Annotated in this window: 23 protein-coding genes; 18 read left to right on the top strand and 5 right to left on the bottom strand. The window is 70.9% G+C overall.

Annotation, left to right across the window (positions count from 1 at the left end):
• Positions 1-234 precede the first annotated feature (234 nt).
• The 8 genes from dxr (at position 235) to scpC (ending at position 9,821) form a co-directional block, all read left to right on the top strand.
• Positions 235-1,356, top strand: coding sequence for a 1-deoxy-D-xylulose-5-phosphate reductoisomerase (gene dxr, locus KSO98_RS14285; protein WP_225286320.1), 1,122 nt, complete (start codon positions 235-237; stop codon positions 1,354-1,356).
• Positions 1,353-2,702 (top strand): M50 family metallopeptidase, encoded by a 1,350-nt coding sequence (locus KSO98_RS14280; protein ID WP_225286319.1) that lies wholly within the window; start codon positions 1,353-1,355, stop codon positions 2,700-2,702. Before dxr ends, KSO98_RS14280 begins: the two co-directional genes overlap by 4 nt.
• 48 nt (positions 2,703-2,750) lie before the next feature.
• Entirely contained in the window at positions 2,751-3,896 is a 1,146-nt protein-coding gene (ispG, locus tag KSO98_RS14275) for a flavodoxin-dependent (E)-4-hydroxy-3-methylbut-2-enyl-diphosphate synthase (RefSeq protein ID WP_225286318.1), read from the top strand.
• A 77-nt stretch (positions 3,897-3,973) separates the two neighbouring features.
• Positions 3,974-4,819: a GNAT family N-acetyltransferase gene (locus KSO98_RS14270; RefSeq protein WP_225286317.1), complete on the top strand. Its 846-nt coding sequence runs from the start codon at positions 3,974-3,976 to the stop codon at positions 4,817-4,819.
• A 151-nt stretch (positions 4,820-4,970) separates the two neighbouring features.
• Complete coding sequence (locus tag KSO98_RS14265) at positions 4,971-5,885, top strand: endonuclease domain-containing protein (RefSeq protein WP_225286316.1); 915 nt, start codon at positions 4,971-4,973, stop codon at positions 5,883-5,885.
• 65 nt (positions 5,886-5,950) lie between these two features.
• The gene (locus tag KSO98_RS14260; RefSeq protein WP_225286314.1) at positions 5,951-6,316 is read left to right on the top strand and encodes a DoxX family protein; all 366 of its coding nucleotides are present in this window, start codon (positions 5,951-5,953) and stop codon (positions 6,314-6,316) included.
• A 209-nt stretch (positions 6,317-6,525) separates the two neighbouring features.
• Entirely contained in the window at positions 6,526-8,298 is a 1,773-nt protein-coding gene (locus KSO98_RS14255; protein WP_263642779.1) for a proline--tRNA ligase, read from the top strand.
• Positions 8,299-8,303: 5 nt separating this feature from the next.
• Complete coding sequence (scpC, locus tag KSO98_RS14250; RefSeq protein ID WP_225286312.1) at positions 8,304-9,821, top strand: succinyl-CoA:acetate CoA-transferase ScpC; 1,518 nt, start codon at positions 8,304-8,306, stop codon at positions 9,819-9,821.
• A 13-nt stretch (positions 9,822-9,834) separates the two neighbouring features.
• On the opposite strand, the gene KSO98_RS14245 is transcribed toward scpC, so the two are convergent.
• Together KSO98_RS14245 and KSO98_RS14240 are read right to left on the bottom strand one after the other, a co-directional pair.
• Positions 9,835-10,248 carry a DUF4439 domain-containing protein gene (locus KSO98_RS14245; protein WP_225286311.1) on the bottom strand — a complete coding sequence of 138 codons (414 nt, stop codon included), beginning with the start codon at positions 10,246-10,248 and terminating at the stop codon, positions 9,835-9,837.
• The gene (locus tag KSO98_RS14240; RefSeq protein ID WP_225286310.1) at positions 10,248-10,733 is read right to left on the bottom strand and encodes a hypothetical protein; all 486 of its coding nucleotides are present in this window, start codon (positions 10,731-10,733) and stop codon (positions 10,248-10,250) included. Before KSO98_RS14240 ends, KSO98_RS14245 begins: the two co-directional genes overlap by 1 nt.
• 88 nt (positions 10,734-10,821) lie before the next feature.
• Here KSO98_RS14240 and rimP point away from each other — a divergent pair, with 88 nt between their 5' ends.
• The 8 genes from rimP to KSO98_RS14200 all read left to right on the top strand — a co-directional run bounded on the left by rimP (position 10,822) and on the right by KSO98_RS14200 (position 19,443).
• Positions 10,822-11,331: a ribosome maturation factor RimP gene (rimP, locus tag KSO98_RS14235; RefSeq protein ID WP_225286309.1), complete on the top strand. Its 510-nt coding sequence runs from the start codon at positions 10,822-10,824 to the stop codon at positions 11,329-11,331.
• Positions 11,331-12,308: a transcription termination factor NusA gene (gene nusA, locus KSO98_RS14230; RefSeq protein ID WP_225286308.1), complete on the top strand. Its 978-nt coding sequence runs from the start codon at positions 11,331-11,333 to the stop codon at positions 12,306-12,308. Before rimP ends, nusA begins: the two co-directional genes overlap by 1 nt.
• A 96-nt stretch (positions 12,309-12,404) precedes the next feature.
• Positions 12,405-12,731, top strand: coding sequence for a YlxR family protein (locus KSO98_RS14225; RefSeq protein WP_225286307.1), 327 nt, complete (start codon positions 12,405-12,407; stop codon positions 12,729-12,731).
• A gap of 95 nt (positions 12,732-12,826) precedes the next feature.
• Entirely contained in the window at positions 12,827-15,748 is a 2,922-nt protein-coding gene (infB, locus tag KSO98_RS14220; RefSeq protein ID WP_225286306.1) for a translation initiation factor IF-2, read from the top strand.
• A gap of 66 nt (positions 15,749-15,814) precedes the next feature.
• A complete protein-coding gene (gene rbfA, locus KSO98_RS14215) occupies positions 15,815-16,288 on the top strand; it encodes a 30S ribosome-binding factor RbfA (protein ID WP_225286305.1) in 474 nt (157 codons plus the stop codon).
• The gene (gene truB / locus KSO98_RS14210) at positions 16,288-17,193 is read left to right on the top strand and encodes a tRNA pseudouridine(55) synthase TruB (protein ID WP_225286304.1); all 906 of its coding nucleotides are present in this window, start codon (positions 16,288-16,290) and stop codon (positions 17,191-17,193) included. Before rbfA ends, truB begins: the two co-directional genes overlap by 1 nt.
• A gap of 187 nt (positions 17,194-17,380) precedes the next feature.
• Positions 17,381-18,322 carry a bifunctional riboflavin kinase/FAD synthetase gene (locus KSO98_RS14205; RefSeq protein ID WP_225286322.1) on the top strand — a complete coding sequence of 314 codons (942 nt, stop codon included), beginning with the start codon at positions 17,381-17,383 and terminating at the stop codon, positions 18,320-18,322.
• A gap of 56 nt (positions 18,323-18,378) precedes the next feature.
• On the top strand, positions 18,379-19,443 hold the full coding sequence (locus KSO98_RS14200; RefSeq protein ID WP_225286302.1) for a DUF475 domain-containing protein: 1,065 nt from the start codon (positions 18,379-18,381) through the stop codon (positions 19,441-19,443).
• A 14-nt stretch (positions 19,444-19,457) separates the two neighbouring features.
• Here the strand turns inward: KSO98_RS14200 and KSO98_RS14195 are convergent, their stop codons facing one another.
• Both KSO98_RS14195 and KSO98_RS14190 read right to left on the bottom strand, forming a co-directional pair.
• A complete protein-coding gene (locus KSO98_RS14195; RefSeq protein ID WP_225286301.1) occupies positions 19,458-20,099 on the bottom strand; it encodes a LuxR C-terminal-related transcriptional regulator in 642 nt (213 codons plus the stop codon).
• Positions 20,051-21,175 (bottom strand): sensor histidine kinase, encoded by a 1,125-nt coding sequence (locus KSO98_RS14190; RefSeq protein ID WP_225286300.1) that lies wholly within the window; start codon positions 21,173-21,175, stop codon positions 20,051-20,053. Before KSO98_RS14190 ends, KSO98_RS14195 begins: the two co-directional genes overlap by 49 nt.
• 209 nt (positions 21,176-21,384) lie before the next feature.
• On the opposite strand from KSO98_RS14190, the gene KSO98_RS14185 reads away from it, so the two are divergent.
• Positions 21,385-23,556, top strand: coding sequence for an MMPL family transporter (locus KSO98_RS14185; protein ID WP_225286299.1), 2,172 nt, complete (start codon positions 21,385-21,387; stop codon positions 23,554-23,556).
• 9 nt (positions 23,557-23,565) lie between these two features.
• Here KSO98_RS14185 and KSO98_RS14180 read toward each other — a convergent pair whose 3' ends face one another.
• Entirely contained in the window at positions 23,566-24,258 is a 693-nt protein-coding gene (locus KSO98_RS14180; protein ID WP_225286298.1) for a hypothetical protein, read from the bottom strand.
• 141 nt (positions 24,259-24,399) lie between these two features.
• On the opposite strand from KSO98_RS14180, the gene rpsO reads away from it, so the two are divergent.
• Positions 24,400-24,675, top strand: a complete 276-nt coding sequence (gene rpsO, locus KSO98_RS14175; protein WP_225286297.1) for a 30S ribosomal protein S15 — start codon at positions 24,400-24,402, stop codon at positions 24,673-24,675.
• Positions 24,676-24,701: the final 26 nt, after the last annotated feature.

Genomic DNA, 24,701 nt, shown 5'->3' with positions numbered 1-24,701 from the left:
CGGGAACGTCTCGCGGACCTCGCCGGTGGCGGGATCGGTGACCTGGTACGACGGCGTCTGCGTGCTCACGGGATCTCCAGTTCTGAGGTATCCGGACTGCTTCCCACCCTACGGCGACGGGATCAGGGGCTGGAAGGCTCTCCGGCGACGGATCCGGCCATCCGGTGGATAAATGTTTGGGCACAAACGATATGACGGCGTGGGTGCGGGGTCCAGGGCTGGGAGGATGGGCGCGTGCGTGACGTCGTGATCCTCGGTTCGACCGGCTCCATCGGGACCCAGGCCCTGGAGCTGGTGCGGACCAATCCCGGCCGCTTCCGGGTCGTCGGGCTGACGGCGGGAGGCGGTCACCCCGAGCTCTTCGAGCACCAGGTGGCCGAGTTCGCACCGGCGTACAGCGGGTTGGGGGAGGACGCCTCGATCGAGGCCGGCGGGCTCGACTGCGACGTGGTGCTCAACGGCATCACCGGCGCCGTCGGACTGCGCCCGACCCTGGCGGCGCTCGAGGCGGGCAACACCCTCGCGCTGGCCAACAAGGAGTCGCTGATCATCGGCGGACCCCTGGTCAAGCGGGTGGCGCGTCCGGGCCAGATCGTGCCGGTCGACAGCGAGCACAGCGCCATCGCCCAATCGCTCCGGGCCGGGCGTACGGACGAGGTGCGCCGCCTCGTCGTCACAGCCAGCGGCGGTCCCTTCCGCGGGATGACGCGCGCCGAGCTCGCCGACGTCACGCCGGCGCAGGCGCTGAAGCACCCCAACTTCGCGATGGGTCGCGTCATCACCACCAACTCCGCGACCCTGGTCAACAAGGGCCTCGAGGTGATCGAGGCCCACCTGCTCTTCGACGTCCCCTTCGACCGGATCGACGTCGTGGTCCATCCCCAGCAGCTGATCCACTCGATGGTGGAGTTCACCGACGGCGCCGTGGTCGCCCAGCTCGGCCTGCCGACGATGATGGTGCCGATCGCGCTGGGGATGGCCTGGCCCGAGCGCGTCGCCGACGCCGAGACCCCGATCGACTGGACCCGAGCGCAGGACTGGCGCTTCGAGCCGCTCGACGACGAGGCGTTCCCCGCGGTGCGGCTGGCGCGCGAGGTGGGCCTGCGCGGTGGGACCTTCCCGGCGGTCTACAACGCCGCCAACGAGATCTGCGTCGACGCCTTCCACGACGGGCTGATCGGCTTCACCGAGATCGTGGACACGGTTGAGCAGGTCGTGACTAGGCATACGGACGTACCCTCGTCTGAGACGCTCACCGTCGACGACGTCCTCGCCGCCGACGGGTGGGCGCGTGCCACCGCCACCAGCCTGATCGGCCCTGCACTTAACGGAACTCCCTTGAACGGACACCAGTGACCGCGCTGTATTACCTCCTCGGGGTCGTCGTCTTCGTGACCGCGATCCTCGCCTCGATCGGCCTGCACGAGCTCGGCCACATGATCCCGGCGAAGGCGTTCGGCGCGAAGGTCACCCAGTACTTCGTCGGCTTCGGGCCGACGCTGTGGTCGACGCGCAGGGGCGAGACCGAGTACGGCGTCAAGGGCGTCCCGCTCGGCGGCTACGTGAAGATCGTCGGCATGCTGCCGCCCGGGCCCGCGGCCGCAGGCCACGAGGGTCAGGTCCGCCAGTCCAATACCGGCATGTTCACCCAGCTCATCTCCGATGCCCGCGCGGCCGAGTGGGAGACCATCCGGCCCGAGGACGAGCCGCGGCTCTTCTACCGCCTGACCTGGTGGAAGAAGGTGATCGTGATGGCGGGCGGCCCGACGGTCAACCTGCTCATCGCCTTCGTCATCTTCCTCGGCCTCTTCGGCATCTACGGCTCGCGCTCGATCGTCCCCGAGCCCGGTGCGCCCGTGGTCGACACGGTCAGCCGGTGTGTCCTTCCCTACGCGGAGTCGGGTCGGGCCTGCCAGGCCGGCGACCCGGCGTCGCCCGCGTACCAGGCGGGCCTGCGTCCCGGAGACGAGATCACGTCCTTCAACGGCACCGCGGTGCGCGACTGGGACCAGCTGCGGGAGCTGATCCGCGGCAACCTCGCCGGCCACGCCGTCATCGGCTTCAACCGCGACGGCGCCGCGATGACGGGGGAGACCAACACCACCGTCGAGGCCCGCCCGAGCGGTGACGCCACCGGCACGGGTGCCGACCAGAAGCTCACCCAGGTCGGCTTCCTCGGCGTCGCGCCGACCACCCGGGTCGAGGTCACCCACGGCGGCCCGTGGTTCACCCTGCGGCAGATGGGCACCATGTCGAAGGACGCCGTGACCGCACTGGTCCACCTGCCGACGCGGGTATGGGGCGTCGCGCAGGCGATCGTCGGGGTCAAGGAGCGCGCCGCGGACAGCCCGGTCAGCATCGTCGGCGGCGGCCGGATCGCGGGCGAGGAGATCTCCGCGACCGACTTCCCGATCGCCGATCGGATCGCCGGCCTGCTCTCGCTGGTCGCCGGCTTCAACCTCTTCATCGGACTCTTCAACTTCATCCCGCTGCTGCCGCTCGACGGCGGGCACATCGCCTCCGCGCTGTGGGAGGCGATCCGTCGCGGCCTGGCCCGGCTGCGCCGCCGGCCCGACCCGGGCTACGTCGACGCCGCCAAGCTGCTCCCGATCGCGTACGTCGTGGCCGGCCTCCTGCTGGTGATGGGCGTCGTGCTGATCGTCGGGGACCTCGTGGTCCCGCTCCACCCGCTCGCCAACTGATCGCGGCCGACTGACCGCTCCACCACCTGAATGGATAACCTCCCGACCATGACCTCCCTGGGCATGCCCGAGCTTCCCGCGCCGGTCCTCGCGCCGCGCCGCCAGACCCGCCAGATCCAGGTCGGCAAGGTCGGCGTCGGCAGCGACCACCCGATCTCGGTGCAGTCGATGACGACGACGCTGACCTCGGACGTCAACACCACGCTCCAGCAGATCGCCGAGCTCACCGCCGCCGGCTGCGACATCGTGCGCGTGGCCTGCCCGAGCCAGGACGACGCCGACGCGCTGCCGGAGATCGCCAAGCACTCGCAGATCCCGGTCATCGCCGACATCCACTTCCAGCCCAAGTACGTGTTCGCCGCCATCGAGGCTGGCTGCGCGGCCGTCCGGGTCAACCCCGGCAACATCCGTGCCTTCGACGATCAGGTCAAGGAGATCGCCGCGGCCGCCAAGGACCACGGCACCTCCATCCGGATCGGCGTCAACGCCGGCTCGCTGGACAAGCGCCTGCTGGAGAAGTACGGCAAGGCGACCCCCGAGGCGCTCGTCGAGTCGGCGATCTGGGAGGCGGGCCTCTTCGAGGAGCACGGCTTCCGTGACTTCAAGATCTCGGTGAAGCACAACGACCCGGTCGTGATGGTGCGCGCCTACGAGCTGCTCGCCGAGGCCGGCGACTGGCCGCTGCACCTCGGCGTGACCGAGGCCGGCCCGGCGTTCCAGGGCACGATCAAGTCCGCCACCGCCTTCGGTGCGCTGCTGAGCAAGGGCATCGGCGACACCATCCGGGTCTCCCTGTCGGCTCCGCCGGTGGAGGAGGTCAAGGTCGGCATCCAGATCCTGCAGTCGCTGAACCTGCGCCCGCGCAAGCTCGAGATCGTCTCCTGCCCGAGCTGTGGCCGCGCCCAGGTCGACGTCTACACGCTCGCCGAGCAGGTCACCGCCGGGCTGGAGGGCATGGAGGTCCCGCTGCGGGTCGCCGTGATGGGCTGCGTCGTCAACGGCCCCGGCGAGGCCCGCGAGGCCGACCTCGGTGTCGCCTCCGGCAACGGCAAGGGCCAGATCTTCGTCCGCGGCGAGGTGATCAAGACCGTGCCGGAGTCCAAGATCGTGGAGACGCTCATCGAGGAGGCACTGCGCCTCGCCGAGGAGATGGAGCCGGTCGAGGGCGCGTCGGCCGAGGTCAGCGTCTCCTGATGCAGGCTCCGCGCGCTCGCCTGGTCGTCACGCGGCCACGTGCCGGAGCCCGTGCCTCGCTCGTCTAGAGTCGCGGCATGATCACCACGCGCCAGGGGATCCGGACACTCGGTCCGGCCGACCTGGGCGCGTTCCTGGAGCTCACCGGGCGCGACCCGGTGGTCAACGTCTTCGCCGACCACCGCGCACGAACGACCAGCCTCGATCCACGCTGGCTCGGCGGCGAGGTGTGGGGCCGCTGGGTCGGTGGCGACCTGGCTGCGGCCTGCCACGTCGGCGCCAACCTGGTGCCGATCGGCGCGAGCGTCGACGACGCCCGCGCCTTCGGCGAGCGGGCGCTGGCCCGGGGCCGTACGGTCTCGACGATCGTCGGCCCCGCCGCCCCCGTGCGCGCGCTGTGGGACACCGTCGCCTCGACCTGGGGCCGGCCGCGTGAGCAGCGCTGGGTCCAGCCGCACCTGGTCCTCGATCGCGTGCCGCTGGTCGACGCGGATCCGCTGGTCCGCCGCTCCACCCGAGCCGACTTCGAGACCCTCTACCCCGCCTGCGTCGCGATGTACACCGAGGAGGTCGGCGTCTCGCCCGAGGCCGGCGGCGGGGGAGACCTCTACCGGGCCCGGGTGCTGCAGCTGATCGGCCGCGGATGGTCGTTCGTCCGCGTCGAGGACGGCCAGGTCGTCTTCAAGGCCGAGGTCGCCTGCGCCTCCCCGTACGCCGCGCAGATCCAGGGCGTCTACGTCGTCCCCGAGCGACGCGGCCGGGGCCTCGCGACCGCAGGGATGGCCGCCGTGGCCGACATCGTCCGCCGCGAGATCGCCCCGGCCGTCTCGCTGTATGTGAACGACTGGAACACCGCAGCCAAGAAGGCGTACGAGCGCGTCGGCTTCCGCCAGACCGCCACCTTCGCCACCGTGATGTTCTGAACCGCGGCCGACCTGCCGCTGAGTACACCGAAGTGGCGTTGCGCCCGGTCCGCCCGCGTAGGAGGTGCCGGTCAGAGGGGCTTCGGTGTACCGCGCGGCAGCCTGTGGATAACGGGCGACGGGTTTCCGCGAATTCGGGCACGCTGCTGAGGTGGCTGACCTGACCGAGGACGAGCGGGTGCGGATGCTCAACGCCGTCATCCAGTGTGGTGGTCTGGCTCGGCGCAGCGTTCTCATCGACCGGTTGGGTCGCGGGCTGTTCGAGCGGGCAGTGGCGGGTGGCGCCCTGGTGCGACTCAACAGCCGGCTCTACGGCCTGCCCGATCTCGACGCGGCCAGTCGGCTCGCCCATCGGGTGGGCGGTCTGCTTTGCCTCACCAGCGCCGCGCTCTTCCACCGGTGGGAGGTCAAGGAGGTGCCCGAGATGCCGCACATCCTGGTCGCCCGTGGCAGGAAGATCCCGGACTCCTTGACCACCCAGGCGATCTGGCATCGCGGTACCTGGCAGCGGGACGAGGTCGCAGCCGGCATCGCCACGTCACGCGAGCTCACGTTGGCCCAGTGCGTTCGGAACCTGCCCGAGGACGAGGCGCTCGCGATCGCTGACTCGGCCCTTCGGCACGGTGAGCAGGAGGCCGTGAGACAGCTCATCGCCTCGGTCCGCGGGCCGGGCCGTCCGCGGATGCTCCGCGTACTGCGTGCGGCCGATCAGCGTGCCGAGAATCCCTTCGAGTCCGTCCTTCGCAGCATCTGTCTCAGCGTTCCCCGCCTGAGGGTCGAGCCACAACGTCGGATCACCTCCGTCGAGCCGGCCGTGCGGCCGGACCTGGTCGACGCGGATCTGCGGATGGTGATCGAAGCGGATTCCTTCGCGTGGCACGGTGGTCGCGCCCAGCTGCGGCGCGACGCTCGCCGCTACGACCTGTTGGTCGCGGATCGATGGGTGGTCCTCCGCTTCTCCTGGGAGGACGTGATGTTCGACCCTGCGTTCGTGCGGTCAGTTCTCGCGCGGGTGGTCGCCTGGCGATCCACCGAAGTCCTCGGCTGGACCTCTGGCGCCGCGTAAGAGGCGCCGCGCTGTTGGACTTCGGTGTACTCGGAGGCAGGACTCGGGGCTCTACAGTTCCTCGCATGAGCCTTCCGTGGGACGCGAAGATCGTGTTGGGCGCCTTCACCGTGAGTGGGATCGTGCACCTGGTCAAGCCGGAGGTGTTCGAGCCCCTGATGCCGCGCCGGCTGCCTGCGCACCGCGAGATCATCGTGGGCAGCGGCGTGGCCGAGCTGATCTGCGCCGCCGCCCTGGCCCATCCCGCGACCCGGCGCTGGGCGGGCCTCGGGAGCGCCGCGCTCCTGGTCGCCGTCTTCCCGGGCAACGTCCAGATGGCTCTCGATGTGCGCAGGTCGGACAACGCGGGGCTCAAGGCGGCCGCCTTCGCTCGGCTTCCGCTGCAGCTGCCACTCATCCGTGGCGCGCTGCGGGCCGCTCAGCGCGCCTGACCTCGTACCTCCGCGCATCGGCCCGCGCGAGGAGGGTGTCGGCGTCGTAGCAGGAGCCGAGGCGAGGCCACGCCGACGCCGGCCGGAGTCCGTTTCGCCCCGCTCGCGCGCCCCGTGACGACCGTCAAGCCGACTCCGAGGCGCAACCCGTTCGCCTGTCGCGCGTCGCCGCCGATAGCCTTGCGCCCATGTCAGGGAACCTCAGCCGCATGTCCAGCCTCTTCCTCCGGACGCTGCGTGAGGACCCGGCCGACGCCGAGGTCGCGAGCCACCGGCTCCTCGTCCGCGCGGGCTACATCCGCCGGGCCGCCCCGGGCATCTACACCTGGCTGCCGCTGGGCATGCGCGTGCGCGCGAAGGTCGAGGGCATCATCCGCAAGGAGATGAACGCGATCGGCGCACAGGAGGTCATCTTCCCCGCGCTGCTGCCGCGCGAGCCGTTCGAGGCGACCAACCGCTGGACCGAGTACGGCGACGGCATCTTCCGCCTCAAGGACCGCAAGGACGCCGACTACCTCCTGGGCCCGACCCACGAGGAGATGTTCACCCTCCTGGTCAAGGACATGTACAGCTCCTACAAGGACCTGCCCCTGAGCCTCTACCAGATCCAGACCAAGTACCGCGACGAGGCGCGTCCGCGCGCCGGCCTGCTGCGCGGTCGCGAGTTCACCATGAAGGACTCGTACTCGTTCGACATCGACGAGGCCGGCCTGGAGGCGTCCTACCAGGCGCACCGCGACGCGTACGTCCGGATCTTCGACCAGCTCGGCTTCGACTACGCGATCGTCAAGGCGACGGCCGGCGCGATGGGCGGCTCCAAGTCCGAGGAGTTCCTCGCCAAGGCCGACGTCGGCGAGGACACCTACGTGCGCTGCACGCACTGCGACTACGCCGCCAACGTCGAGGCCGTCGCCGTCCGCGCCCCCGCGGCCCGGTCCACCGAGGGCCTGCCTGCCAAGCACGTCGAGGACACCCCCGACACCCCCACCATCGACTCGCTGGTGGCGCTGCTCAACGAGAAGCACCCGCGCGCCGACCGCCCGTGGACCGCGGCCGACACGCTCAAGAACGTGCTCGTCACGCTCACCCACCCCGACGGCACCACCGAGCCCCTCGCGATCGGCCTGCCGGGCGATCGCGAGGTCGACACCAAGCGGCTCGAGGGTCAGCTGGAGCCGATCGAGGTCGCCCCGATGAGCGAGGCCGAGTTCCAGAAGCACGCTGGGCTCATCAAGGGCTACATCGGCCCGGAGGTCCTCGGCGAGGAGTCCGCCACCGGCATCCGGTACGTCGTCGACCCGCGCGTCGTCGCGGGCACCGCCTGGGTGACCGGCGCCAACGAGGCCGGCAAGCACGTCCTCGACCTGGTCGTCGGTCGCGACTTCACGCCCGACGGCACCATCGAGGCCGCCGACGTGCGCGACGGGGACCTGTGCCCCAACTGCGCCGAGGGCGTGCTTGAGACCGCCAAGGGCATCGAGATGGGCCACGTGTTCCAGCTCGGCAAGAAGTACGCCGACGCGCTCGGCCTGCAGGTCCTCGATCCCAACGGCAAGCTCCAGACGGTCACGATGGGCTCGTACGGCATCGGTGTCACCCGCGCCGTGGCCGCGATCGCCGAGGGCACGCTCGACGAGATCGGCCTGTGCTGGCCGCGCAACATCGCCCCCTACGACGTCCACGTGGTCGTCGCCGGCAAGGACGCTGCCCTCTTCGAGGGTGCCCGGAGCCTGGTCGACGAGCTCGTCGCCGCCGGGATCGACGTCCTGTTCGACGACCGCGAGGGCAAGGTCAGCCCCGGCGTGAAGTTCAAGGACGCCGAGCTGATCGGCGTCCCGACGATCGTCGCGGTCGGCCGCGGCCTGGCCGACGGCCTGGTGGAGGTCAAGGATCGCGCGACCGGGGAGAAGCAGGACGTCTCGCTGCCTGACGCGGTGGCGCACATCGTCGCGCTGGTGCGTGGCGACGAGTACGAGGGCTGAACGAGATGGCCTCTGCGCGGATCACCTGCCCGACCCTGTCGACGAAGGTGGTCTCCGCGCAGGAGGCCGCCCGGCACATCCGGCCCGGCCACCGGGTCGGGATCAGCGGCTTCACCGGCGCCGGCTATCCCAAGGCGGTGCCGCAGGCACTGGCCGAGCAGATGCGTGTCGCGCACGCCGCCGGCGAGGAGTTCCGGATCCAGTTGTGGTCCGGCGCCTCGACGGCGCCCGAGGTCGACGGTCTGCTCGCCGAGGTGCACGGGCTCTCCAAGCGGCTTCCGTACAACTCCGATCCCGACCTGCGCCGGCTGATCAACTCAGGTGAGGTCGAGTACGTCGACGCGCACCTGTCGCACAGCGCCCAGCACATGTGGTTCGGCTTCTACGGACCGCTGGACGTCGCCGTCGTCGAGGTCGCCGCCATCCTGCCCAACGGTCTGCTGGTGCCGGGCTCCAGCGTCGGCAACAACAAGACCTGGCTCGACCGGGCCGACAAGGTGATCCTCGAGGTCAACAGCTGGCAGCCGCGCGGGCTCGAGGGCTTCCACGACATCTACAACGGCACCGCGCTGCCGCCCGACCGGCGCCCTGTCCAGATGGTCCACCCGATGCAGCGCATCGGCGACCCGTACCTGCGCGTCGACCCGGCGAAGGTGGTCGCCGTCGTCGAGACCGACGCCCCTGATCGCAACAGCCCCCTCAAGCCGGTCGACGAGGACTCGCGCGCGATGGCCGACCTGCTGGTCGACTTCCTGCGTCACGAGGTCCGTGCCGGGCGGATGCCGGCGAGCCTGCTGCCGCTGCAGTCCGGTGTCGGCAACGTCGCCAACGCGGTGATGGCGGGCCTGCTGGACGCGGAGTTCGAGGGGATGACCTCCTACACCGAGGTGATCCAGGACGGGCTCCTCGACCTGCTCGATGCCGGCAAGGTCACCGGTGTGTCGGCGACCAGCTTCGGGCTGTCACCGGCGGGCGTGAAGCGCTTCATGGAGAACGTCGACACCTACAAGGGCCGGATCCTGCTGCGTTCCGAGGAGATCTCCAACCATCCCGAGGTGGTCCGGCGCCTGGGCATCGTCGCGATCAACGGGATGATCGAGGCCGACATCTACGGCAACGTCAACAGCACCCATCTGATGGGCTCGGCGATCATGAACGGCATCGGCGGCTCCGGAGACTTCGCCCGCAACGCCTTCCTGAACTTCTTCGTGAGCCCGTCCACCGCGAAGTCCGGCGCGATCTCCTCGATCGTGCCGTTCGCCAGCCACGTCGACCACACCGAGCACGACGTGCACGTCCTCATCACCGAGCAGGGCCTGGCCGATCTGCGCGGCCTCTCGCCGAGCGCCCGCGCGGAGCGGATCATCGCGCACTGCGCCCATCCCGACTACCGGGAGGCACTGACCGACTACGTGGCCCGGGCGCGGGCGGCGCGGCCCAACTCCCAGCACACGCCGCACCTGCTCACCGAGGCGCTCGGCTGGCACGAGCGCTACGTCGAGACCGGGACGATGCGCCCCTGACCCGACGACGTGCCTAGAGGCCGGGCAGCTCGGCGGGGGAGCCGCCGAAGGAGAGCTGTCGGACCGCGGCGGCGCCGAGCCAGCCGATGGCGGCCACGCGATCGGCGCCGGTGGTCGCGGCGACCTGGTCGCCGTAGCCCGAGCAGGCGCGCTGCTCGATCGCCAGCGCAGCGGCCCGTACGCCCGAGTCGGTGCCGAGACCGGCCGGGAGGTCGTACGCCGGCGCGGCACCCGGCGGCGTGGCGTCGCCGAGCGCGCTGAGCCGCTCGATCAGCGCATCGCGGACGGCGCGGTGGGCGGTGTAGGAGTCGGCCAGGGCATCGGCCAGGGCGCCCGGCGCGGTGCGGCTCGCGAGCACGCCCAGCAGGTAGACGGCCGCGTGCTCCGCGACCAGACCGGTGCGCAGCGTGGAGATCGGCGTGCTCATCAGGCCTCCAAGCCGGCGACCCGCTGGGAGATCGCAGCGCTCATCGCGGCCAGCAGTCGCGCCAGCGGGCCGCTCTCGACGGTGCCGGCGTGCTCGGCGTACAGGGTGGCGAGCGCGGCCTCGTGCGACCGCACCTGGGCGCGGGAGCCGCCCAGGTCCGGCGCAGCCGCGGCGACGGGCGTCGATGCGGATCCGAGTCGGGCGAGATGTGAGGTGTGGAGTGTGATGAGGTCGGCGAAGGCCGGGTCCGTGTCCCGGAGCGGCCGCAGGGCCGACAGCAGTCCCGTGGTGGCGCCGATGACGGCGTCGACGGCCGGCTGGTCGGGGTTCGGGGGCGCCGGGGGAGTGCTGCGCGGGGCCTCCAGCCGGTCGACTGCGGAGCTCGAGCAGGCTGCCAGCGCGACCGCCACCGGAGCCAGCGCGACCAGCCGCAGCGCGGCCCGGCGGGAGGCGCCCGTAGCAGGGTCTGGAGTCGGGCGCGTCACGGCGCCGACCATATCGGTTCAGCGCCGGTGACCCGCTAAGGTGAGGCCCACAACTGCACCCCACAACTGGATCCAGGAGGGACGTCCTATGGCCGGACCCGGCGCTACCGAAGCACGTATCGACGACGCCATCGCACAGCCGCTGCGAGACCTGGGCTTCGACATCGAGGCGATCGAGCTGACCCCGGCGGGCAAGCGCCGCGTGCTGCGGATCGCGGTCGACAAGGACGGTGGGATCACGCTCGACGACGTCGCCGACGCGACCCGGGCGATCAACGACATCCTCGATGACGAGACGTCCGACGTGATGGGCCAGCTGCCGTACACGCTCGAGGTCACCTCGCGCGGTGTGGACCGGCCGCTGACCCTGCCGCGCCACTGGCGCCGCAACGCCGACCGGCTGGTCAAGGTGAGCCTCGTCGAGGGCGGTGCGGTCACCGGCCGCATCGGTGCCTCGGATGAGGAGCAGGTGACTCTCGAGATCGACGGTGAGGAGCGGTCGATCCGCTACACCGACATCGAGAAGGCCCTGGTGCAGATCGAATTCAAGAAGAGGCGCGACGACGAGACGCGCGACGACGAGGCGGAAGAGGCCTGATGGACATCGACCTGAGCATCCTGCGATCCCTGGAGCGGGAGCGGGAGATCTCCTTCGACGTGCTCGTCGAGGCGATCGAGCAGGGCCTGCTGACCGCCTACCACAAGACCCCGGGCGCCAACCCCAAGGCGCGCGTCGAGCTCGACCGCAAGAGCGGGCACGTACGCGTGCTCGCCGCGGAGCTCGACGACGAGGGCAAGCAGATCGGCGAGTACGAGGACACCCCGGACGGCTTCGGCCGGATCGCGGCGACCACCGCGCGCCAGATCGTGCTGCAGCGCCTGCGCGACGCCGAGGACGAGATCAAGTTCGGTGAGTTCTCCGGCAAGGAGGGCGACATCATCTCGGGCGTCATCCAGCAGGGCCGCAACCCCGACGACGTGCTGGTCGACCTCGGCAAGATCGAGGCCTCCCTTCCGGTCAGCGAGCGCGTCCCCGGCGAGAAGTACGAGCACGGCACCCGGATCAAGTGCCTGGTGATGAGCGTCCGCAAGGGGATGCGCGGACCGCAGATCACGCTGTCGCGCAGCCACCCGACGCTGGTGAAGAAGCTCTTCGCGTTCGAGGTCCCCGAGATCGCCGACGGCACCGTCGAGATCGCCGCGATCGCTCGCGAGGCCGGTCACCGTACGAAGATCGCGGTGAAGGCGACCGCCCCGGGCGTGAACGCCAAGGGCGCCTGCATCGGCCCGATGGGCCAGCGCGTGCGCCAGGTGATGGCCGAGCTGCACGGCGAGAAGATCGACATCGTCGACTGGTCCGAGGACCCGGCCAAGATGGTCGCCAGCGCGCTGTCGCCGGCCCGGGTGACCTCGGTCGAGATCGTCGACGAGGCCACCAAGTCGGCCCGTGTCGTCGTGCCGGACTACCAGCTCTCGCTGGCGATCGGCAAGGAGGGCCAGAACGCCCGCCTCGCTGCCCGGCTGACCGGCTGGCGCATCGACATTCGCAGTGACGAGGAGCAGCCGGAGGCCTGAGGCCCACGGCGCGGAGGCCGGGTGCGAAGCGCCCGGCCCCGGCCGACGAGGTGCCGGTTCGATAAGGACCGGCCCTAACCGGTAGGATGATGAGCAGTGGCACACCCTGATGATTCGACGCTGACCGGACCCGTCCGGACCTGTGTCGGCTGTCGCGGGCGGGCCGCAAGAAGCGAGTTGTTGCGGGTGACCGCGGGTCTCGTCGACGGCCAGCCGGCCGTCGTCCCTGATCCTGCGGGCACCGCGCCCGGTCGTGGAGCGCACCTGCACCCCACGACCGAGTGCTTTGACCTCGCGGTCCGACGAAGGGCGTTCGGCCGAGCACTGCGGTGCGAGGGCGGGCTCAGTGCGGCTGCGGTGAGGACCTACCTCGACTCGATCAACCCGATGGATACGACCAGGAACTGGAGCAACAGCTCATGAGCACTCGATGAGTACTTCGCGATGAGCGTGTCCCACCCCTAAGGTCGCAGTCACCCCGGAAACGCCGGGTCTGCGGCCGCATCACAAGGAGAGAAGTGGCTAAGACCCGAGTTTCCGAACTCGCCAAGCAGTACGGCATCACCAGCAAGGATGCGCTGGAGAAGCTGAGCGCTATCGGTGAGTTCGCAAAGACCGCCTCGTCCAGCATCGAGCTGCCCGCGGTGAAGAAGTTCGAGGCGACCTACGGCGCCGAGCTCGGCGCCGGTGCGGCGTCCGACAAGGCCGCCGAGAAGCCGGCGGCGCCGGCTGCCAAGGCCGCCCCCACGACCGAGAAGCCTGCCGAGTCCGCTCCTGCGGCCCCGGCGGCTGAGGCCCCCGCGGCTGCTGCCGTGCGCCCGTCGGGCCCGCGCCCCGGTCCGAAGCCGGCCCCGAAGGCCCCGGTCGCGGAGGAGCCTGCTGCTCCCGCCCCGGCCGCGACCCCGGCCCCCCAGGCGGAGAAGCCGGCCGAGTCCGCTCCGGCGGCCCCGGCGGCTGCTGCGGCTCCGGCTCCTGCCACCCCGAAGGCTCCGGGCCCGAAGGCTCCGGCCCCGGGTCCGCGTCCGGTGGGCAAGCCCGGCGGCACCCCCCGCCCGGGCAACAACCCGTTCTCCTCCAGCCAGGGCATGGGCCGCAAGCCCGCCCCGGCTCCGCGCCCCGAGGGTGGCGCGGCCGCGCCGGGTCCGGCCGGTACGCCCGGCGACCAGCGTCCGCCGCGTCCGCCGGCTGCGCGTGACGGTGGCGCCGCTGGCGCCCGTCCGGGCATGCCGCGTCCCAACCCGGCGATGATGCCGAAGTCCCCGGCCGCGTTCGGCGCCCGTCCCGGCGGTCCCGCCGGTCGTCCCGGTGCTCCGGGCCGTCCGGGTGGTCCCGGCGGTGCCGGTCGTCCCGGTCCCGGCGGCGCTGGTCGTCCCGGCGGCGGTGCCGGCGGCGGTCGCTTCGGCGCTCCCGCTGGTGGCGGCGCCGGTGCTCCCGGTGGCGGTGGCGCCCCGGGTCGTCCCGGTGGCGGTGGCGGCGCCGGTCGTCCCGGCCAGCGTGGCTCCACCCAGGGTGCGTTCGGTCGCGCCGGTGGCCCGTCGCGTCGTGGACGGAAGTCGAAGCGCGCCCGTCGCATGGAGTTCGAGGCCATGGAGGCCCCGACGATCGGCGGCATCCGCGTCCGCAAGGGCAACGGCGAGACCGTTCGTCTGCCGCGTGGCGCCTCGCTGACCGATTTCGCCGAGCGCATCAACGTCGACGCCGCTCAGCTCGTCCAGATGCTGTTCAGCCTCGGCGAGATGGTGACGGCTACGCAGTCCGTCGGTGACGAGACCTTCGAGCTGCTCGGCGAGGAGCTCAACTACGTCGTCGAGATCGTCTCTCCGGAGGACGAGGACCGCGAGCTGCTCGCAACCTACGACATCGAGTTCGGTGACGAGGGTGACGAGGCCGAGTGGGTCGTCCGTCCGCCGGTCGTGACCGTCATGGGTCACGTCGACCACGGTAAGACCAAGCTCCTCGACGCGCTGCGCAGCGCGAACGTGGTGGCGGGCGAGGCCGGTGGCATCACCCAGCACATCGGTGCGTACCAGGTGACGACCGAGGTGGGCGGCGAAGAGCGTCGGATCACCTTCATCGACACCCCTGGTCACGAGGCGTTCACCGCCATGCGTGCCCGCGGTTCGCAGTCCTCCGACATCGCGATCCTGGTGGTCGCGGCCGACGACGGTGTCATGCCGCAGACGGTCGAGGCGCTCAACCACGCCAAGGCCGCCGGCGTCCCGATTGTGGTCGCGGTCAACAAGATCGACAAGCCGGACGCCGACCCGACCAAGGTCCGTGGCCAGCTGACCGAGTACGGCCTGGTGCCCGAGGAGTACGGCGGCGACGCCATGTTCGTCGACGTCTCGGCCAAGTCGAACCTCAACCTCGACAAGCTGCTCGAGGCCGTCGTCCTCACCGCCGACGCCTCGCTCGACCTGCGGGCCAACCCGACCCAGGACGCTCAGGGCATGGTCATCGAGGCGCACCTCGACCGCGGTCGCGGTCCGGTCGCCACGGTCCTCGTCCAGCGCGGCACCCTGCGTGTCGGCGACTCGATCGTCGCCGGCCCGGCCTTCGGTCGTGTCCGTGCGATGCTCGACGAGTTCGGCAACGAGCTCACCGAGGCGTCGCCTGCGCGTCCCGCGATGGTGCTCGGTCTCTCCGCCGTCCCCGGCGCCGGCCAGAACTTCCTGGTCGTCGAGGATGACCGGATGGCCCGCCAGATCGCCGAGAAGCGCGAGGCGCGCGAGCGTGCGGCCATGCAGGCCAAGCGTCGCGTCCGCCGCACCCTCGAGGACTTCATGGCCTCCATGGAGAAGGGCGAGAGCCAGGAGCTCAACCTCATCCTCAAGGGCGACGTGTCCGGCTCGGTCGAGGCCCTCGAGGACGCCCTGTCGAAGATCGACGTGGGTGGCGACGAGGTCTCCATCCGGGTCATCGACCGCGGCGTCGGTGCGATCACCGAGACCAACGTCGACCTGGCCGCCGCCTCCGACGCGATCATCATCGGCTTCAACGTCCGCCCGCAGGGCAAGGCGACCGAGATGGCCGACAAGGAGGGCGTGGAGATCCGTTACTACACGGTCATCTACCAGGCCATCGAGGAGATCGAGGCCGCGCTCAAGGGCATGCTCAAGCCGGAGTTCGAGGAGCGGTCCCTGGGTCGCGCCGAGATCCGTGCCATCTTCAAGTCGTCGAAGGTCGACAACAAGGAAGGCACCATCGCCGGTTGCTACGTCACCGACGGCGTCATCCGCCGCAACGCCAAGGCGCGTCTGCTGCGGAACAACGTCACGGTGGTCGAGGAGCTCACGCTGGCCTCGCTCAAGCGCGAGAAGGACGACGTCACCGAGGTGCGCGCCGGCTTCGAGTGTGGTGCGGTGCTCCGTGGCTACGGTGGCATCAAGGAAGGCGACGTCATCGAGTCGTACGAGATGGTCGAGATCCCGCGCGGCTGATAGCCGTCAGCGAGTCGGCGCGTCCCTCTGGGGCGCGCCGACTCGGTATTTGAGAGAGTGAGCAACATGAGCAGCCCGCGCGTTCGCAAGATCGCCGACCGGATCAAGGTCATCGTCGCCCAGATGCTGGAGCGCCGGATCAAGGACCCGCGTCTCGGCTTCACCACCGTCACCGACGTCCGTCTCACCGGTGACGCCCAGCAGGCCACGGTCTTCTACACCGTGCTCGGCGCCGACACCCCGGCCGAGCTCGCCGAGACCGCCGCTGCGCTCGAGTCGGCCAAGGGCCTGATCCGCTCCGAGGTCGCCAAGCAGCTCGGCATGCGCCATGCGCCGACGATCGACTTCATCCATGACGCGTTGCCGGAGACGGCGCGCCACCTCGATGAGGTGCTGGCCCGTGCCAAGGCGCAGGACGACGCCGTCGCCGCCGCGCGCGGCACGGAGTTCGCCGGCGGCGAGGACCCGTACAAGAAGCCCCGCGAGGAGGGCGACGACCTCGACGAGGACGACGTCGTCTGGGATGAGGACGAGGACTGATGCCGGCTGAGCCCAGGCCCACCGTTCCATCGGGCCTGGTCGTGGTCGACAAGGCCGGCGCGATGACGTCGCACGACGTCGTCGCGCGCGTCCGCCGCCTCGCCGGCACCCGCAAGGTCGGCCACGCCGGCACCTTGGACCCGATGGCGACCGGGGTGCTGATCATCGGGATCGAGCGCGCCACCCGCCTCCTCGGGCACCTGATGCTGACGGAGAAGGCGTACGACGCCACGGTCCGTCTCGGCATGACCACCACCACCGACGACGCCGACGGCGAGTTCGTCGGCCACTGGAGCACCGCGTCCCTCGACGAGGACCAGATCCGGGCCGCGTTCGCCGAGCAGGTCGGCGCGCTGCTGCAGGTGCCGAGCGCGGTCAGTGCGATCAAGGTCGACGGCAAGCGCGCGTACCAGCGCGTCCGCGAGGGCGAGGAGGTCGAGCTCAAGGCTCGACCCGTGACGGTGCACGAGCTGACCGTCCGCCGGCTCCGCCGCGACCCCGGAGGCCCGGGCGGCGAGCTGTTCATCGACGTCGACATCTCGGTCCGGTGCTCGAGCGGCACCTACATCCGGGCCATCGCCCGCGACGTCGGCGCGGCGCTCGGTGTCGGCGGCCACCTGACCGCCCTGCGGCGCACCGCCGTCGGTCCGTACGGCCTCGACGTCGCGCACACCCTCGACGAGCTCGGCGAGGACTTCCAGGTCCTGCCGATCGCCGAGGCGGCTCGCCGGGCCTTCCCGGTCGTCGAGCTCGACGAGCAGCAGGCCGCTGACGTCCGGGTCGGTCGCAAGCTGGCCATCTCCGTCGAGGTCCTGTCCGCGGTCTTCGCGCCCGACGGCGAGTTCCTCGCGCTCTACGAGCCGATCGGCTCGGCGCTCGCCAAGCCGGTCGCCGTCTTCGTCTGACCGGGGGCGGCGCGCTCTGTGCGCTGCCTCCTCCGCGGGCCGCTTCACTGCCGGCTCCCGTGCTCGCGGCCGACACGAGCTCGTGCCCGGCTCGCCTCGTCGCGCACGTGGTCGCGACGTGGACGGTGCCTGAACTCCTACCTCGCTCGCACTGTCGCTCGCTCGGTCGTCTAGGGTGACGCTCGTGGTGAAGCTGTGGCGAGGCCTCTCCGAGGTCCCAGACGACCTGGGTCGTACCGCCGTCGTGATCGGCAACTTCGATGGGGTCCACCTCGGTCACCAGCACGTCGTACGCCGTGGGCGCGAGCTCGCCGACGGCCGGATCCTGGTGGCCGTCACGTTCGAGCCGCATCCGATGGCGGTGCTGCGTCCCGAGCACGCCCCGGTGATGCTCTCGACGCTGGAGCAGCGGGCCGACCTGCTCGCCGCGGCCGGCGCCGATGCCGTGCTCGCGCTGCCGTTCGACCGCGAGATGGCCGACTGGACACCCGACGAGTTCGCCGAGCGCGTCCTCGTCGACTCCCTCCATGCCGCCGTGGTCGTGGTCGGCGCCAACTTCCGCTACGGCTGCCGGGCGGCCGGCGACGTGGCATGCCTGGGCGACTTCGGCTCGGGACATGACTTCGAGGTCGAGGGCATCCCGCTCGACGGTGGTCCGCAGGTCTGGTCGTCCACCTACGTCCGCACCTGCATCGCCTCGGGCGACGTCGCCGGTGCGGCCGAGGCCCTCGGCCGTCCGTACGCCGTGCGGGGCACCGTGGTGAAGGGCGACCAGCGCGGCCGCGAGCTGGGCTTCCCGACCGCGAACGTGCCGGCCTCCGGCGCCTGCGCGATCCCGCCGGACGGCGTCTACGCCGGCTGGCTCACCCCGCGCGAGGGCGCTCATGCGGGGGAGCGCCTCCCGGCCGCGATCAGTGTCGGCACCAACCCCACCTTCGAGGGCGTCGTCGGCCGCCGGATCGAGTCGTACGTGCTCGACCGGACCGACCTCGACCTGTACGGCATCGAGGTCGAGGTCGCCTTCGTCGAGCACCTGCGCGGCATGGTCGCCTACACCGGTGTCGAACCGCTGATCGAGCAGATCCGGGACGACGTCGTGCAGACGCGGGAGATCCTGCACACAACCTGACCCCCACCTGTGCCGCGGTTAGGGTCGCCTCACTTGGCCCCGGTTAGGGTGTGCGCATGTTGCTGCGCACCTTCGGGTGGTCCTTCGCCCTCACCGTCGTCGGACTCATCGCCGCCCTGATCTACGGTGGGCCGAGCGCGCTGCTCATCACCGCGATCCTGGTGGTCCTGGAGGTCTCGCTCTCCTTCGACAACGCCGTGGTCAACGCCCGTGTCCTGGAGCGGATGTCGGCCTTCTGGCAGAAGCTCTTCCTGACCGTGGGCATGGTCATCGCCGTCTTCGGCATGCGGCTGGTCTTCCCGCTGCTCATCGTCGGCGCGACCGCACAGATCTCGCCGTGGAAGGCCTGGCAGCTCGCGCTCGAGCGCGGCGATCAGCACGACCCCGGCAGCTACTCCTACCTCCTGCACGACGCCCATCCGCTGATCGCGGCCTTCGGTGGCGTCTTCCTGCTGATGATCTTCCTCGACTTCCTGATCGACCAGGACAAGGAGCTGCACTGGCTCCGCATCGAGAGGGGCATCGCCCGGGCCGCCCTGCTGCGCTTCGCCAGCATCCTGATCGCCCTGCTCGTGGTCGGCGTCTTCGCGCTGGTCTACGACCGCCACACCGGCGAGGTGCTCGGCGCCGGCGCCGTCGGCCTGGCCACGTACGTCCTGGTCAGCCAGGCGGCGAACCGCTTCGAGCAGGGTGTCGAGGACGACGGCACGGGGACGGTCATGCTCGCCACCGGCAAGGCGGCGTTCTGGCTGTTCATGTACCTGCAGGTCCTCGACGCCAGCTTCTCCTTCGACGGCGTCATCGGTGCCTTCGCGATCACCACCGACCCGATCACGATCGCGCTCGGTCTCGGCATCGGCGCCCTCTACGTCCGTTCGCTGACCGTGATGCTGGTGCGCCAGGGCACCCTGTCCGAGCTCGTCTTCCTCGAGCACGGCGCGCACTGGGCGATCGGCGCGCTGGCCTTCCTGCTGCTGATCAGCGTCGAGCACGAGGTGCCCGAGGTCGTCACCGGCCTGATCGGCGTCGGCTTCATCCTGGCCGCGCTGGTCAGCTCGCTGCGCCACAACCGCCGGCACGCCGAGGAGAACAGCGGCGACGCGGCGCAGATCGACGCTTGACCTGAGCGGGTCGATCAGACCCGGAGCCAGGCGAGCACCGCCCGTACGCGGCGGTGGTCGTCCTCGTCGACAGGCAGGTCGAGCTTGGTGAAGATCGCGTTGATGTGCTTGGCGACCGCCTTCTCGGTGACGACCATCCGCTGCGCGATCGCGGCGTTGGAGCGGCCCTCGGCCATCTGGGCCAGCACCTCCCGCTCGCGCGGTGTCAGCCGCTCCAAGGGCTCCTCGTGGCGGCGCGCCATGACGGCGGCGACCACCTCGGGGTCGAGCACGGTGCCGCCGGAGGCGACCCGGCGCACCCCCTCGGCGAACTCGGCGACGTCGGAGACCCGGTCCTTCAGCAGGTAGCCGACCGCGCCGGTGCCGGAGGCGAACAGCTCACGGGCGTAGAGCGCTTCGACGTACTGCGACAGCACCATCACCGGGAAGCCCGGACGCGCCTCGCGGGCGGTGATCGCCGCCCGCAGGCCCTCGTCGGTGAAGGTCGGTGGCATCCGTACGTCGAGCACGGCCGCCTCGGCGGCGGGATCGGCGAGCGCCTCGTCGAGCGCCGCTGCGTTGTCGACCGCGTGCAGGATCTCGAAGCCCCGGCTCTCCAGCAGCTGGGTCAGTCCGACACGGAGGAGGGCGCTGTCTTCGGCGAGGACAAGGCGCACGGAACCTCCAGGGTGACGATCGTCGGGCCGCCGACAGGGCTGGCCACGGTCATCGTCCCGTCGAAGGCCGCCAGCCGGCGCATCACGCCTAGCATGCCGGTTCCGGCGCCCGGATCGGCGCCACCCGCGCCGTCATCGCCGACGATCGCCTGCAGGATGCCGTCGCGGTGCCTCATCAACACCCACGCGTTGCCCGCTCCGGAGTGCTTGCCGATGTTCGCCAGGCACTCCGCGATCGTGAAGTAGAGCGCCGACTCCACCGGTGCCGGCGGCCGGCCCGGGAGGCTCGCCTCGACCTCGACCGGGAGGGGGAGATCCAGGGCGAGCGCCTGGACGGCGCCGGCCAGGCCGCGGTCGGCGAGCACCGGCGGGTGGATGCCGCGGACCACGTTGCGCAGGTCGGTCAGCGCAGCGGAGGTGGTAGTACGGGCATCGTTCACCAGGGCCCGGGCCCGCTCGGGATCGGTCGCGAACGCCTCCTCGGCCAGGCCGAGGCTCATCGAGAGGGCCACCAGCCGGGCCTGGGCGCCGTCGTGCAGGTCACGCTCGATCCGGCGCAGCTCGGCGGCGGCATGGTCGACGACGTCCGCGCGGGTCTCGGTCAGCTCCGCCACCCGCTGCTCGAGGCGCTCGGTGCGGCCGTACGCCAGGAACATGAGGTCGAGCCGTGCCCGGCCCCGCATGATCGGCTCGGTGCCGTACCACCAGACCAGGCCGGTGACGATGCCGAGGAAGAGCACCAGGAAGGCGAGCGACACGGTGAAGCCGATGGTGATCGAGGCCAGCGCCCAAGCGAGCTCGCGCCACGTCATCGGATCGCGGGCCCACAGCATCAGTCGGCCGTACAGAGGCTCGCCCGGAGGGGTCCGGCGCGGGCCCGGTGGCACCTCGATACCGAGGCAGCGAGCCGCCATCACGCGGTGCCGCTGCGCGGTCCAGCGCAGCAGCGGCATCCCGATCGCGAGCAGGGGGAGGCCCAGCACGACCAGGCTGAGCGCGCCGCCGACCGCGCAGAGGACGAAGGCGAGCAGCGTCGGCACGAACAGCAGGACCTGCAGCGCTGCGTATCCGGTCATCCGCAGACGGGAGGCCGACCGCGCGGTCGGCGCGCGGGGTGCCGGCTCGACCGGCATCGGCAAGGTCACGAGGGTCACCTTCCCATCTTTGCCTTCGGCGGGTGTGTCCGCAGTGGTGCTAACACCACCATCGTTTCGGGATCGTGCACCACCGATTTCTGATCGCGCTCTCACAAGGCTGGGGACACCCCTCAACCAAGGAGCCTGAGATGAGCACCGAGATGCACGCCGCACGTTCCGGACTGCCGCTGCGGATCGCCCGCTGGAGCGCCACCCACCCCTGGCGGGCCATCGCCGCCTGGTTCGCCTTCGTCGTCCTCGCGGTCGGCCTCGCCGTCGCGATCCCCGCCACCCAGACCACCGACGCCGACTACGACACCGGCGACTCGGGCCATGCCGCGGCGCTCGTTCGCGGTGCCGGGATGGAGGCCCCGGACGCCGAGCACGTGCTCGTCACCGGCGGTACGGCCGCCGAGCGGGCCGGTGCGACCGCGTCGCTCGCGAGCAGCCTCCACGGCCTCGCCGGCGTCGCCCAGGTCCAGGACCCGGTGACCAGCCCGGACGGGAAGGCGTCGCTGGTGAGCATCGACCTGCGCAAGGACACCGACGACGTCAGCGCACTCCAGGCGGCGACCGACGCGGCGCAGGAGGCGCACCCCGAGCTGACGATCCGCCAGACCGGCGACGTGTCGCTCGACGACGCCATCAACGCGCGGGTCAGCGACGACCTGTCCTCGGCCGAGACGACGAGCCTGCCGATCACGCTGATCCTGATGCTGCTGACCTTCGGCGCGCTCATCGCGGCCGGTATCCCGGTCGTGGTGGCGCTGACCAGCGTCGCGGCCACCATGGGCCTGATGGCTCCGATCTCCCACCTCATCCACGCCGACTCGTCGGTGAACAGCATGATCGTGCTGATCGGCATGGCGGTCGGCGTCGACTACTCGCTGTTCTACCTCAAGCGGGAGCGCGCCGAGCGGGCCGCCGGGCGCACGCACGCCGACGCCATCGAGATCGCCGCGGCCACCTCCGGGCACTCGATCCTCGTCTCCGGCGGCGCGGTCATCGCCTCGATGGCCGGGCTCTACCTCATCGGCGACGTCACGTTCAGCTCCCTGGCCAGTGGCGCCATCGTCGTGGTGGCGGTCGCCGTGCTCGGCTCGCTCACCGTCCTGCCCGCCCTCCTCGGCGGCCTGGGCCGCTGGGTCGACCGGCCGCGGATCCCGCTGCTGTGGCGCCTCACCCGCCGGGTGGGCACCGGTGCGATCAGCTCGCGCCTGCTCGGCCCCGTGCTGCGCCGGCCCGTGGTGGCGCTCGTCGCCGGTACGGTCGTGGTGCTCGGCCTGTCCGCCCCGGCGCTCGGGATGAAGATCCACACCTCCAACCTCGCCACCCTTCCCGCCGACATCGCGTCGGTGCAGACCTACCGCGCGATCGAGTCCGCCTTCCCCTCGCAGCTGGCCGGCGTCGACGTGGTCGTACCGGTGTCGGCGTCCAGCCAGACCGACGCGGTCCGCGCGGACCTGGAGGAGCTCGCGGCCGCGGCGGGCAAGACGTCCGACTTCGAGGCCGCCCCGGCCGACATCCGGATCGCGAAGGACGGCAGCGTCGCGGTGCTCGGCCTCACCACCCGCTACGCCGATGACGACCCGCGGGTCGACGACGCGGTGCTGCACCTGCGTGACCGGATCGTCCCGGCGACGATGGGCGCCCGGACCGCGTACGTCGGTGGCGGGGCCGCCCAGGACCACGACACCACCCAGCGGCTGCACGACCGGATGCCGTGGGTGATCGGGATGGTGCTGCTGCTGACGGTGCTGATGATGGGTCTGGCCTTCCGCAGCATCACGCTGGCGCTGCTGACCTGCGTGCTCAACCTGGCCTCGGTCGGGGTGGCGTTCGGCGTGCTGACCCTGGTCTTCCAGCACGGCTTCGCCTCCGGGCTGCTGGGCTTCGAGTCACCGGGCTTCCTGGTCAACTGGCTGCCGCTGTTCGTGATGGTCGTGCTGGTCGGGCTCTCGATGGACTACCACGTCTTCGTGCTCAGCCGGGTGCGTGAGCACGTCGCCGCCGGCCTCCCGCCGCGCCTCGCGGTGCAGCGCGGGATCGCCGACACCTCGGGCGTCGTCACCAGTGCGGCAGCGGTGATGGTCTCGGTCTTCGCGATCTTCGCGACGCTGAGCATGCTGGAGATGAAGACGCTGGGCGTGGGCCTGGCCGTCGCGATCTTCCTCGACGCGACCCTGGTGCGTCAGGTGCTGCTGCCGGCCGCCCTGGTCCTGCTCGGCGAGAAGGCCTGGTGGCCCGGCAGGATCGCGGTCCCCGCGGGCGTACGGGTCGAGGAGCCCGAGCTCGTCACGGCTGTCGGCGGGACCGTCTGAGGGGCCTCTTTACCGGTCCTGCACGATGCGCGGGTTGGCCCCTGGCCTCAGCCAGCGGGCCAACCAGTGCATCGACCTCGGGTCGCCGACCTGGGTGCAGCCCTGCGTCGGTTCCCACCGGTGTCCGGGCTTGGAGGTGTGATAGAAGATCCCGCTGCCCCTGCCGGGCACGGGCGCGGAGCCGACGCCGGGCGTGAGGCGGGGGTTGTTGTAGCTCGTCCACCACCCCCAGCGCATCGAGGGGCGGTTGCCGCTGGTCACGCCGGGGACGTTGATCCAGGTGTTGTAGTTCCGTCCGGCCGCCGACGAGACGATCGAGGTCGGCGTGCGCCGTCGCCACGGCATCGCGCCGGGCCGCTTGCTGGTGGAGAACGTCACCACGACCGAGAGGACGCCGACGGGGGAGCGCAGGTCGCCCTCGTGGGTCTTGCCCCAGCCGCGTACGCCGATCGTGGAGCGGAACTGACGCCGCAGCGTCCACTCCTCGCCCCGCCTCTCCCACGCCTGGGTGACGGTGCACCAGACCTGCTTGCACCAGCGGTGGGAGGAGATCGTACGGACGACCTGCGTCGTGCTCGCCGGCACGAGGCTCGTGAAGTCGGCCTGCCGCGGATGCACGACCCGGGCCGACGCGGTCGTCGGTGTGCCGAGCAGGGGCAGCAGGACGGAGAGGAGGACGGCGATGAGCCCGAGACGTCTCATGCCTGGCATCGTGCCACGCGATTCGGTCCGCACGGCACCGCGCTGTTAATCTCTTCCGGTTGCCGTCCAACGGCCGCGGATAAAGAGTGCCCCGGTGAACAGGCCCGGGCGCGCCGCGCAACGAGTCGAGAGGAGCCCCGTATGTCGATCGGTACCGACGCGGAGACCAAGAAGAAGATCATCGCTGAGTACGGCAAGTCTGAGGGCGACACCGGTTCGCCGGAGGTCCAGATCGCGCTGCTCTCGCACCGCATCTCGCACCTGACCGAGCACCTCAAGCAGCACAAGCACGACCACCACAGCCGTCGTGGTCTGCTCCTGCTCGTGGGCCAGCGCCGTCGTCTGCTCAACTACCTGCAGAAGTCGGAGATCGAGCGCTACCGCTCGATCATCGAGCGTCTCGGCCTGCGCCGTTGATCTCTGCTTGATCGCAAGCGTCTGGA

The organism is Nocardioides nematodiphilus (genome assembly GCF_020216525.1).
GTDB classification, from domain to species: domain Bacteria; phylum Actinomycetota; class Actinomycetes; order Propionibacteriales; family Nocardioidaceae; genus Nocardioides; species Nocardioides nematodiphilus.
Note: the sequence above shows the minus strand (reverse complement) of the source record. Positions and strands in the feature narration are given on the sequence as shown.